The sequence below is a fragment of the Acidobacteriota bacterium genome, assembly GCA_035471785.1.
GTDB lineage: Bacteria > Acidobacteriota > UBA6911 > RPQK01 > DATIPO01 > JANQFM01.
Window position 1 is genome coordinate 1 of record DATIPQ010000145.1, and the last position, 11317, is coordinate 11317.

The 11317-nt window shown below is 65.0% G+C and carries 8 protein-coding genes; 3 read left to right on the plus strand and 5 right to left on the minus strand.

The window, feature by feature from the left end:
- Window positions 1-204: 2-oxoglutarate oxidoreductase (locus tag VLU25_20495; GenBank protein HSR70321.1), on the minus strand; the 204-nt coding region annotated here is incomplete at its 3' end.
- 3 nt (window positions 205-207) lie between these two features.
- A complete protein-coding gene (locus VLU25_20500) occupies window positions 208-2118 on the minus strand; it encodes a 2-oxoacid:acceptor oxidoreductase subunit alpha (protein ID HSR70322.1) in 1911 nt (636 codons plus the stop codon).
- A 328-nt stretch (window positions 2119-2446) separates the two neighbouring features.
- Between VLU25_20500 and VLU25_20505 the strand changes: the two genes are divergently transcribed.
- The 3 genes from VLU25_20505 to mtgA all read left to right on the plus strand — a co-directional run bounded on the left by VLU25_20505 (window position 2447) and on the right by mtgA (window position 6265).
- The gene (locus VLU25_20505) at window positions 2447-2680 is read left to right on the plus strand and encodes a hypothetical protein (GenBank protein HSR70323.1); all 234 of its coding nucleotides are present in this window, start codon (window positions 2447-2449) and stop codon (window positions 2678-2680) included.
- A gap of 590 nt (window positions 2681-3270) precedes the next feature.
- Window positions 3271-5325 carry a winged helix-turn-helix domain-containing protein gene (locus VLU25_20510; GenBank protein ID HSR70324.1) on the plus strand — a complete coding sequence of 685 codons (2055 nt, stop codon included), beginning with the start codon at window positions 3271-3273 and terminating at the stop codon, window positions 5323-5325.
- 190 nt (window positions 5326-5515) lie between these two features.
- Window positions 5516-6265 carry a monofunctional biosynthetic peptidoglycan transglycosylase gene (gene mtgA / locus VLU25_20515; protein HSR70325.1) on the plus strand — a complete coding sequence of 250 codons (750 nt, stop codon included), beginning with the start codon at window positions 5516-5518 and terminating at the stop codon, window positions 6263-6265.
- A 10-nt stretch (window positions 6266-6275) separates the two neighbouring features.
- Here the strand turns inward: mtgA and VLU25_20520 are convergent, their stop codons facing one another.
- The 3 genes from VLU25_20520 to VLU25_20530 form a co-directional block, all read right to left on the minus strand.
- Window positions 6276-8693, minus strand: coding sequence for an ABC transporter permease (locus VLU25_20520; GenBank protein ID HSR70326.1), 2418 nt, complete (start codon window positions 8691-8693; stop codon window positions 6276-6278).
- Window positions 8694-8869: 176 nt separating this feature from the next.
- Window positions 8870-10480 (minus strand): hypothetical protein, encoded by a 1611-nt coding sequence (locus VLU25_20525; protein HSR70327.1) that lies wholly within the window; start codon window positions 10478-10480, stop codon window positions 8870-8872.
- 25 nt (window positions 10481-10505) lie between these two features.
- Window positions 10506-11297 (minus strand): hypothetical protein, encoded by a 792-nt coding sequence (locus VLU25_20530; GenBank protein ID HSR70328.1) that lies wholly within the window; start codon window positions 11295-11297, stop codon window positions 10506-10508.
- Window positions 11298-11317 lie beyond the last annotated feature (20 nt).

An 11317-nucleotide genomic window follows, 5' to 3' on the forward strand; every position in this document is an offset into this window, starting at 1 on the left:
AAAGCGGCTGGAGCAGCCGATGCCCGAGACCACCACGGTCTGCTCGGGAGGCATTTGGCGCTGGCGGGCCAGCCGCTGCACCGCGTTGAGCACCGAGTGGTCTCCGCACCCGGGGCACCAGCGCGGCTCGGCGGCGCAGTAATCGTCGAGCACGTAAGCTCGCGAGGGTGTTTCCAATTCCCAGTCTTTCTTCAAGCCGTACATGGGCTAGCTCCTCTTTTCCATTCCCAGGCGTCGCCTGAGCTCGTTCTCGATCTGAGACGGCGGCAGCGGACTCCCCGGCACCCGCGACCAGCAGTCGATGTCGAGCAGGGTCTGCTCGCGCAGCATCCGGGCCAACTGCGAACGGCGGCGGCTCTCCGGGTTGATGAAGGGGTCGTCGGCCTCGTCGCTGTAGTTGATCTCCACGGTCATCACCCGCTTGAAGCGGCTGAAGATGTCCTTCAGTCCCGGCTCCATGGGAGAGAGGAAGCGCACGTGCAGGGCCGAGACGTCGCCCCCGTCATCACGCACGCGGTCGACGGCCTCGCGGATGGCTCCCAGCGTCGAACCCCATCCCACCACCAGCAGGTCGCCGTGATCGTCTCCATGGACCTTGGGCGGCTTGAGGCTCTTTTGCAGCACCGCCAGCTTGCGGCTGCGCATGGCCATGGCGCGCTGGTTGATGGATGACTCGTAGGCCACGTGTCCCGTCTCGTCGTGGGCCAGGCCGGTGACGATGTACTCCCCGCCCCTTTGTCCCGGAATGGGACGCGACGAGACGCCTGTTTTGGCGTCCCAGGCGAAGGGCTGCACCTGGGAGTCCCAGTCCGACTGGTCGACGGGCGGGGCCAGCCAGTCCTTCTGCGGATGGGGACGCGGGAAGGGCTGCTGCCCGGTGGCCAGGTTGGCGTCGGTCAGCACCATGACGGGGATGCGGAACTGCTCGGCCAGCTTGCGCGAAGTGACCATGTAATGAAAGCACTCCTCGATGGTGGCCGGCGCCAGGACGATCTTGGGCGCGTCCCCGGGGGAGGCGAAAAGAGCCGCCAGCAGGTCGCCCTGCTCGATCTTGGTGGGCAGTCCGGTGGAGGGTCCGCCGCGCTGCACCACCACGATCACCAGCGGGATCTCGGCCATCACCGCCAGTCCGATGAACTCGGTCTTGAGCGCCAGCCCCGGACCCGAGGTGATGGTGACCGCCGTCTTGCCGGCGTAGGAAGCTCCGATGGCGAATCCGATGGCGGCGATCTCGTCTTCGGCCTGGTGGACGAATCCTCCCACCTTGGGGAAGGCGGCCGCCAGGTAGTGGGAGGCCGAGGTGGCGGGCGTGATGGGATACATCGAGCAAACTTCCATTCCCGCCGCCATGATGCCGAGTCCGACGGCCTGGTTGCCGTTCATGACCACCATGTCTTTGTCGATCTTGCGGGCCGGGATGTGAAAGCGCCGGGTGGTGTTCTCGAGGCCCCACTGGTAGCCCGAATCGAGCAGCGTGAGGTTCTTGTCGGTGATCTCCTGGCTCTTCCTGGCAAAGCGCTTGCGCACTTCTGCGCGGGCCACCTCCATGTCGCGTCCGTAGAGGGCGCAGAGCAGGCCCAGGGCCCACATGTTGCGTCCGCGGCGGGCGTCCTCGACGTGCTTGAGGCATTCCTCCAGCATGGGCGTCTCGATCACCAGATAGCCCTTCTCCTCAAGCTCCTTCAGGGTCGTGGAGTATTTCTCCCTGACCCCCTCCTGAGGATCCTTGCCCCAGGCGCTTTCCAGGAAGATGATGGTTCCGGGACGGAAGGCTCCCACGTCCATGCGGCTGTAAAGGACCTGCTCGTTGAAGGCGATCACCATGTCGGCGGCATCGCCCGAATTGGTGACGGCCCGGCTGCCCAGCCGGATGCGGTTGCCGCTGGCTCCCGCCCTGGAACGCTGGGGCGGCTCGATTTCGGCCGGGATGATCTCTACCGTCCACACCCCGTTACCCATTTTGGCGCTGACGGTGGCGAAGAGATGTCCGCAGGTTTGGGCTCCCTCGCCCGAGTCGCTGACCACCTCGACGATGTGTTCCTGAACCTCGATGCAATTGTCATCTGGGACGGCTTCCCGGTTATTGGGCGTGACGGAATCAGAAACTGCTTGGTCCATAGCGGGGCCTCTTTCAGCAGTGGTTGTTTGGTCGTTCTCTTTCTCAAAACCGCTACCGGAGAAGAGACAAAGCAACCCCGATACCAATCTGTCCCGCTTCATGTCCTGCCCTTCAAACTCCCAATCAGCGCCCACATCCGGGCCTCAAATGGCGACACGGCCGCCAGCCTTTGCCAGCCGTGGCACTCCTGCCCCTGTTCCCCCCATGCACATGGGCCATATGCCCCCGGCGCGTGGGCTCTTTGGCCCATGGGCAACCGTTCTCCGCGTCCCCGAGCCCTCATTCGCAGATCTGGCATGGGCGCGTTGCTTGCATCAGGCTGGCAGCATGAAAAGAGACGACCGCTGCTACCGAGTGTGGATTGTGATCGAAGAAGTGGACGGGCGGGGACGGCGGACCGGCGATCGCGACGCCCGCGCCGAACTGGCCGATTTCAAGACCTACAGCGAGGCCCGCGATTTCTGCTACGAACTCATTGAGCACCACGTCCCCGAAGCCTCCGGCGAACGCCAACTGCTGGAAGAAATCGAATCCCGCGACCTCTACTCAGCCGGGGACTGAGGATTCACCTGCTATAAAATTCGCAAATAACGTGTAAAGGTCCGTTGTTTCAGGGATAATGAGGGGGTTGACGGGTTCATTACCGGGACCTAACCCTGGAACGCGAATCCTTTCCGATTCCTATCCGATATGGGGATGATTATTGGAGGCCGCTGATCTACGCTGATATTAGACCTCGAGGAGGCGTTCCTGTCCTAGCGTAGGAGCGCGATCCCGAAGGGGCTTGGCGCGGGGATCGGGTTCTCGCGTTACGCGAGATCGCTCAAGGCGCCAGGCCTCTACCCCCGAACCGGGAGTCCTCCACGAGCACGCAAAGGCGGTTGCCCGGCACGATCCCCCGGCGCTCCTTCTCCCCCGCGGGCCGCTGCTAAAAAGCGGCTCGCGGGATATTTCCCCGGTATTCGATGCCCCGAATGGCCCCTCCGCCTCGCAAGGCCGATGGAACCATTGACCAGAGTAGGTGTAAGATGGAATGAATGCCTTCCCCCAGCGATAGAGATCAAGGATATCCGCAATCCGCCTCAGCTTCGGGGCCTGCCGAGCCGGGCCGATCCCTCGCTGACGGGCCCTTCCATATCGGCGGCCATTGGGTGCAACCGACGCTCAACCGCATCACCGTGGGGGAGCGCGAGCAGCGCATCGAGCCCAAGGCGATGCAGGTGCTGGTCTACCTGGCCGAGCGGCCTGGCAAGGTTGTCGGCAAAGAGGAATTGTTGCACAAGGTGTGGGACGGTTCGGCGGTTGTGGAAAAGGTCCTGACCCGGATCATCTCGCTGCTGCGCCAGGTTTTCAAGGATGACCCCCGCCATCCCAGCGTGATCGAGACGATTCCGCGCAAGGGCTACCGCCTCATTGCCCCCGTCGAGCCCGCGGCTACCGCCTGGCGAGCCGCTGAAAGCCCGCGCAACAGCGGGGGAGGCGGTTTCAGCCGGTTCCGTTTCGCGGCCCTGGCCACGCTGTTCGTGACAGTTCTGGTGCTGGCGGCCGCCTCCAGCCTCATCCCTCCTGCCCCCGACGGCTTTGATTACAGGACCATCACCGAGATCGCCATCCCTTGGGGATTGGCCTGCACTCCGGTCTTGTCGCCCGATGGCCGTGATCTGGCTTACGTGCATTGGGCCGAGGACGGAACCACCCACATCAAAATCCAGCGCATCGGATTGAGCCAGCCCATCCAGCGAACCCGTTCCTCCCACAGCGACTTCGCCCCGGCCTGGTCGCCCGACGGGCAGTGGCTGGCCTTTCTGCGCGAGAGCAGCGAGACGGGAAGCTGCCGGCTTATGATGATGCCGTCGCTGACGGGAGAGGAACAGGTCCTGGCACCCTGCCCGCCCTTCTATTCGACCGTGCAGTTGAACTGGTCGCCTGACGGAAAACGCCTGGCCCTGGCCGGAAGCTATTCCGAAGAAGAGCCTCACAGAGTCCTCGAGCTGTCGCTGGAGAGCAGGGAGACGGTACCCGTCACCGATCCGCCTCATTCCTCGATAGGCGACTACTCTCCCGAGTATTCCCCCGACGGGCGCTATCTGGCCTTCATGCGCAGCATCGCACCCAACCGCCAGCAATTGATGATCCGCGACCTCGAGTCGGGCCGCGAGCGGGAACTGGGCCAGGAGGAAACGATCGTCATCAACCTGGCCTGGACTTCCGACTCCAAGCAAATCGTCTATGCGGCCTACCGTGCCGGGACCTTTCAGTTGTTCAAGATCGGACCTCACGGCGGGAAGGCCGCCTGGCTGCCGGCTCAGGGCATGAAGGTCTCCATGCCCGACATCGCTCTCAGGAGCAACCGGCTGGTTTACATGACCTTCGACTTCAACGCCGACATCTGGAAGATGACCTTGGCCCCTTCCGGCCTGGAGTTGGAGGCAGCCCAGCCGCTGTTCAAGTCGACCGGTTTGGATTACTCTCCCGTCCTTTCCCCTGACGGGCGCGAGGTGGCCTTCATTTCCCGCGCAACGGGGCGTCCCCAGGTCTGGATTGGCAGCCAGGACGGCGCTCAGCGGCGTCCGGTGGGCGACTGCGAAGGAGCCCTGATTGCATCGGTGGCCTGGTCGCCCGACGGTCGCCGCATCGCCTATCCTTGCCCCGCCGCCGAGGCCGAACCCGCCAGCCTCATCCTCCTCAGTCTGGACGACGGCCAGCGCCGGCTCATTTTTCTCGATGAGGCTGCCCAGGAGGTGGTCTGGCCCCGTGACGGCGATGCCCTGGTCTATTCTTCCGGGGAACGGAACCGCTCTCAGATCTATCGCTTGGCCCTGAGCAGCCCGCTCCCTGAGGCCCTGACCGAGAAGGGCGCATGGCAGCCCCGCCTGGCTCCGGACGGCGAGACGGTCTATTACCGCGGATACGACTCCGATGAGGTTTTCCTGTTGGGAGCTCCCGACCGACCGGTGGCCTGCCTGCCGCGATCCAATGCGGGCGTGTGGGGTGTAGGCGAAGGGGCCATTTACGCTCGCGGACCGGGCAAGTCTCTTCAGCGCATCGATTTGAAGAGCGGCGAAACCGTTGCCATCGAGCCGGTGGAGCCCTGGCCGCAGCTCGGCCGCTCGGCCTTTTCCATCTCTCCTGACGGACGCATCCTGGCCGTCGAGCAGGTCCTCTCAGACTCTCAGTTCATGTACTTTGATCTGCCCCGCCAATGATTCGGTCCAGGAATGGCAAGGAGCCGGGGCCCGCTGAGCCGAGCCTCGGCCCCTACCAGATCAGGTAAGGGCGCCGGAACAGGACTCCGGCTCAAAACTTCTGACGGGCTGCACTGACCACGCTTGGGGCGGGGCTGGAAGTTCCCGCCTGGCACTGGACGGCGAAGGCCATCGGCCACAAAATGGGAGCATGAGCCGGTGGAAGAGAGCGGCCAAAGCGGCCCAAGCGGTGTGGGGATCCCGCTGGGGCAAGATCCTGCTGGCCGCGGCGGCGCTGGTCCTGCTGGTGGCTGCCGCGGAATGGGCGAGTTGGCCCGACGTGGAGTCCTTGCGCCGCACGCCTCCGGCCTCCACCGCCTTCATCGATCTCTACCGCCAACAGCGCCGCCAAGCCGGGGAGAGCGACGAGGTGGCCTGGCAGTGGGTGCCCTACCAGCGCATCTCGCCCCACCTCAAGAGGGCCGTCCTGGCGGCCGAAGACATCAACTTCTTCGGCCATCATGGCTTCGCCCGAGAGGAGATCAAGGCGGCGCTGAAAGAAGCCTGGGAGGAATGGGAGTTTCCCCGCGGGGCTTCGACCTTGACCCAGCAATTGGCCCGCAACCTGTGGTTGAGCCCTTCCCGCAATCCCCTGCGCAAGCTTCGCGAGGCGATTCTCACCCGTCAGTTGGAAAAGCACCTCGAGAAGAAGCGCATCTTCGAAATCTATCTCAACGTGGTGGAGTTCGGTCCGGGCCTCTACGGGGCCGAGGCGGCGGCCCGCCACTATTTCAAAATCCCGGCCTCTCAACTCGACCCCCGCCAGGCCGCCCAACTGGCGGCCGGACTGCCCCGTCCCAAGAGCTGGAATCCCTCCAGCCAGAGCCGCGCCTACGCCCGCCGGGTAGAAGTGGTGCTGGAGCGCATGCGCCAGGCCCAATGGTTGTGGGACGTCATCTGAATTCCCCGATTCACTCCTGGCGCAAGGCTTCGCTGGGCTGGACGCGGGTGGCCCGCTGCATGGGTATCAGTACCGAGGCGGCCGCGATCAGAGCCGCCAGCAGGCAGGCCAGCCCCAGCAGCCATGGCTGAAAGGCCTCCGTGCCGAAGACGAAGGCCCGCAGTACTTCGGAGAGGGGCAGAAAGGCTGCCGCACCGATGACCATCCCCGCAGCCGCGGGACGGCCGGCCCAAGCCAGCACGGTGGCGGCAATACGCATGCGGCTGGCTCCCAGGGCCTGGCGTACTCCCATTTCGTGGCGCCGCCGGTTGACGGCGTGGGAGATGACGCCGAAGATGCCCACGGCGGCCAGCGCCACGGCCAGGAAGGCGAACGATCCCAACAGGGTGAGGTGAAAGCGGGTGGGCGCCAGTTGGCTCTGGATGGCCGCGCTGAGCGGACGCACCGATGAGATGGAGAGCTCGGGTTCGACCGCTTCCAGCTTGGCGGTCAGCGCCTGGACCATTCCCTCCAGCGAAGAGTCCTGGCGGACCACCACGTGGGTGCCCCAGCGGGGGAACTGGCGGATGCTCCAGAAGAGCTTGGACTCGGGCGGCGAGTTGGGCAGGAAGGGTTTGACGTCGGCCACCACGCCCACCACCTCCAGGGTCAGGCCGTCGAGTCCCGGCAGGATCAGCCGGGATCCTACGGGATTCTCTTTCTGCAGGAAGCGGGCCGCGAAGGTTTCGTTGACCACGGCCACAGGAGGGGCGCCGGGGCGGTCCTGGGCGGTGATTCCCCGTCCCGCCCTGATGGGACGGCGCAGCGTGGCGAAGTAGCCCTCGTCGACGTCGTAGGTCCTCACCGCGGGCAGGTCCTGAGGCGAGGGGACGGGCCGTCCCGCCACGTAAACGGTGGCCGTGTCGTAGCCTCCGAAGAGGGGACCGGCCGAAGCCAGTCCGGCCGAGACGACGCCTGGCAGTGATCGCACCTCTTCCATCAGGCGGGGATAAAACTCGGACAGCGAGTCGCCGTCGGGATAGCGGTAGTCGGGCGGGAAGATCTGCACCGTGAGCAGGTCGTGCTGGTCGAATCCAGGCTGCCAGTCTTGCAGCACCAGGTAAGTCCTGGCCAGCACCAGCGCTCCCGCCAGCATCAGCAGGGCCAGCGCCATCTCGGCTGAGATGAGTCCCGCCGAGAGGCGTCCGCTGCGCCGTCCTTGAGCGCCGCTGCGTCCCTCTTTGAGTTCCGAGGCCAGGTCGAGGCGGCTGGAGCGCAGGGCGGGAACCAGGCCGAAGAGAAGGCTGGTTGCCAGAGACAACGCCAGGGCAAAGAGCAGCACATAGAGGTTGATGGCCACCTCCTCCAGGCGGGGGATGTTGGAAGGTGCCAGGGAGAGGATGAGGGGCAGGAAGCTGTAGGCCATTGCCACCCCCAGGGCCCCTCCCGCGCTGCCCACCAGCAGGCTCTCCACAAGCTGTTGACGGATAAGCCGCGTCCGCCCCGCTCCCAGAGCCGAGCGGATGGCCCATTCCCGTCGCCTGCGTACGCCGCGCGCCAGCAGCAGGTTGGCGATGTTGAGGCATCCGATGAGCAGAACTCCGGCCACGGCGGCCATGAAGAAGCCCAGTTGGGTGCGCAGGGTGTCGCCCACCAGGAAGCGATGGAGGGGAGTCAGCGTGGCCCCGAAGCCCTGGTTGACGTCGGGATGGTCGCGGGCCAGTTGGGCGGCCAAGGCTCGCATCTCTTCGGCTGCGGCTTCCCAGGATGTCTCAGGAGCCAATCGGCCATAGGCGCGGAAGCCTCTCCAGGAGCGCTGCTCGCCCAGGGAGGGATCGAAATGCAGGGGCATCCACAGGCGCACCCACTCCAGGCGGGGGATCTCGAATCCGGGCTCCAACACGCCGATGACGGTGTAGCGTTGGCCCTCCAGTTCGATGTCTTCCCCGACCACCTCGCGGCGTCCGCCGAAGTGACTCTGCCAGAGGGCATTCGTCAGCACCACCACATGGTTGCCGGCGGCCTTGAGATCGGCGGGTCGAAAAAGGCGGCCCAGCAGGGGGCGGGCCGAGAAGACCTGGAAAAGTCCCGAGTCGGCGAGTCCGCCGTTAAGCCCTTCGACCTTGTCGCCGAGCCTCAAGCTGACCGGCCAGCCGCGGCCCACGCCCATGCTCTCCAGCGTGTCTGAACGGTCGCGAAAGTCGTGCAGATCAGCGGGGGAGAAGCCCCAGACGTCCTGCATCTGTTCGCTGTGGGTTTGGCTCAGGGCCGCCAAGCGGTCCGGCTCGGGGTAGGGAAGAGGGCTCAAGACGATGCCCCACAAGGCGCTGAAGATGGCCGTATTGGCTCCGATGCCCAGGGCCAGGGTGACAACGATCAAGCCGGTGAACCCGGGGGTGCGCAACAGGACCCTCCAGGCGCAGCGCAGTTGACCCGCAAGTCCGCTCATTGCCGCCTCCTTAAGAGTGTGTCGTCGTTCTCCCTGGTGGAATCCATCCATGCACTCTCCGCGCCAGGGCGTACGACTCCTTCCAGGGTGTTTCAGGCGGATTTGTGGGGGATAGTGCTCAGGCCGGGGGGCAAAACGCCCCCCGGCCTGCCCTCCATGGCCTGGCCAAGGAGGGCCTACTTCTCTTCGAAGAGAAGAATCTGCAAGGGCGTCACCGGCAGCGTCGTAAACTCGCCGGGGTCATCGCCCAACTCCAGGCCGGTGGCTGCCAAGGGCGCGTTCGACTCCAGCACCACCACTCCCTCGAAGTCGGTCAGTTCGGCGGACGGGAAGAGTTCGTCGATAAACAGCGAGAGGCGTGCGTTGGCTTGCAGAGCCTCGGCACCGGCGCCTCCCGCCACTTCCACGCCGTCGAACCCCCTCAGGCTGAGGGTGATGAGTGAGTTGCCGTCGCTGCGCAGGTTGCGGATGGCCAATCCCGTGCGCACCCCGTCCTGCTGGCGGACGGGCACGATGGCGGACTCGATGGGCGTGCTGCCGGGAACTCCCGCGATTCCGACGTTGGGAATGCGGAAGCGGATGACACCTCCCACCTCGGCGGAAGCGTTGAGGCTGGCCGAGCCGATGGCGAAAGGGCCGTCAGGATCGCTGCGCAGGCGCAGACCTCCGTGCGGCGGCAAAACGAACTCGTGACTGGTGACGGGACCCACGTCGGTGTCATCGAGGAACTCGATTGCCAAAGGTTGCCCATTGGGCCCGAAAAACCTCAGCACTCCGGCTGCCGAATTGAAGCTGGAGGGATTGGTGAGGACGATGTCGGAAGTGAATCCGTCCCCTCCCCCGAACTGGGCGAAGTGCAGATCGAAGGGGCCGAGTTGGGCGGTGACCGTCCTGACCAGGGTGTCTCCCATGTCCGCCAGGCAGTTCTCGCTCTCGATGGTGGTCTCGGCTTCAACATCCCTCGGGATGACCAGGGGCGGCACGTTGGCGACCACCTCGATCGTATCGGGAACGGGAAGGGCGGGAGTGGAGAAGGGGCTTTGAGTAAAGAAGGTGCAAGTCGCCACTTCAGTCCCCAGTCCCGTGCACAACTCGCCGGGGTCGAAGAGGTCGCCCAAGACGTCGATGCTGTCTACCGTCCAGCCCGCGGGCAGGCGGTGGGCCACCGTAACCTCGGCGTCTGAGGGACCCAGGTTGGCCAGGTTGATGGTGTAGGTCAGTTGGTCTCCTGCCTCGACCGAAGGGCTGTCGGCCATCACCATGGTTTCCCACCCGGCCTGGGTGAAGTTCTCGGTTTGGATGGCGGCGACCATGCCTCCCATGACCCCGGTCTGGCGGTTGTTGCCGTTGTTGGGGTCCAAGGTGGCGGAGGAGGCCTGGGCCCGGTCAGAGACCAGGAATGCGTTGCAGGGGGTGCTGCTGAAAGAGCGGGCCGTGAATTCCAGAGTCCGGGTTTCACCCACCCCGGTGGGTCCCGCCCAGGTGCAAGTGACCTGGCGGCCGAAGCCGATGCCCAGGGGAGTCTCCTGGCAGGAAGCTCCTTCGCTGGCCTCCATGCTTACGAAAATGTCGATGATGTCGTCGGTCAATTCCACGTCCGTGGCCGCGTCCGGCCCCTGGTTGGTGACCTCGACCCGGTAGCTGATGAGTCCCCCGGACAGCATGCTGTTGCGGTCGGGAGGGACGGTTTCCTTGGTCAGCACCAAATCGGCCTCTTGGGCCCAAGCCGGCGCCGTCCAGAGAATCCCCAGCAGGATGAGAAAAGCGAACGAATGTTTGCGTGTCATAAACAGTTCCTTGGCTCGGGCCGGTTTATCGGTTGCCTTGCGGCATCTGGCGGCGCACTTCAGCGATCTTTTCATTGAGCAGGATGACGTCGGGAAGAGGCGTCACCGGCAGGGTAGTGAACTCTCCCGCGTCGTCGCCCAGTTCCAGGGCTGTGGCGGCAAAGGGGCCCTCGGCTTCCATCACCACCACTCCTTCGAAGCCGCTCAAGTCGAGTTCATCGAAGATCTCGTCGATAAACTCCGCCGAGCGGGCGTGGGGCTGCAGAGCGAGCGCGAAGAATCCGCCTGGCAGTTCCACGCCGTCGAAATCGCGCAGGCTGAGCGTGACGATCAGGTTGCCGGCGTCCATCAAGTTGCGCACCGCCAGGGCCGTGCGCACGCCGTCCTGCTGGCGGAAGGGGACGATGGCTCCCTCCAGGGGCTGGGAAGCCGGCACGCCGGCGATTCCGACGTTGGGGATGCGGAAGCGGATGACGCCGCCCACCAGGTCTCCCGAAGTGAGAGTGGCGGAACCCAGCGCTATAGGCCGGCTGGAGTCGGTGCGCAGGCGCAGGCCGCCTGCCGGAGCCAGCTCGAAGTTGACCGAGCTGACGGCCCCTTCCACCTCGTCGTCTACCAGTTCGATCTCCAGCGGCTGTCCGCTGGCGTCGAAGAAGTCGATGGTGCCGGATGCGGCAAAAAAGGTTGAAGGATTGGTCAGCACGATGTCGGAGCTGAAGCCGTCTCCGCCGCCGAATTGGGCGAAGTGCAGCTCGAAGTCCGTGATGACCCCGAAACGGGCCTCCTCCTTGGGCGGCTGCTGGGCCAGTGCGGGCATTACGCAGGCCCACAGCAGAA

Excerpts from the sequence above, each read along its gene's own strand:
- VLU25_20500 (HSR70322.1), bottom strand. The coding sequence starts at position 2,118 with ATGGACCAAGCAGTTTCTGATTCCGTCACGCCCAATAACCGGGAAGCC.
- VLU25_20505 (HSR70323.1), top strand. The coding sequence starts at position 2,447 with ATGAAAAGAGACGACCGCTGCTACCGAGTGTGGATTGTGATCGAAGAA.
- mtgA (HSR70325.1), top strand. The coding sequence starts at position 5,516 with ATGAGCCGGTGGAAGAGAGCGGCCAAAGCGGCCCAAGCGGTGTGGGGA.
- VLU25_20520 (HSR70326.1), bottom strand. The coding sequence starts at position 8,693 with ATGAGCGGACTTGCGGGTCAACTGCGCTGCGCCTGGAGGGTCCTGTTG.
- VLU25_20525 (HSR70327.1), bottom strand. The coding sequence starts at position 10,480 with ATGACACGCAAACATTCGTTCGCTTTTCTCATCCTGCTGGGGATTCTC.
- VLU25_20530 (HSR70328.1), bottom strand. The coding sequence starts at position 11,297 with ATGCCCGCACTGGCCCAGCAGCCGCCCAAGGAGGAGGCCCGTTTCGGG.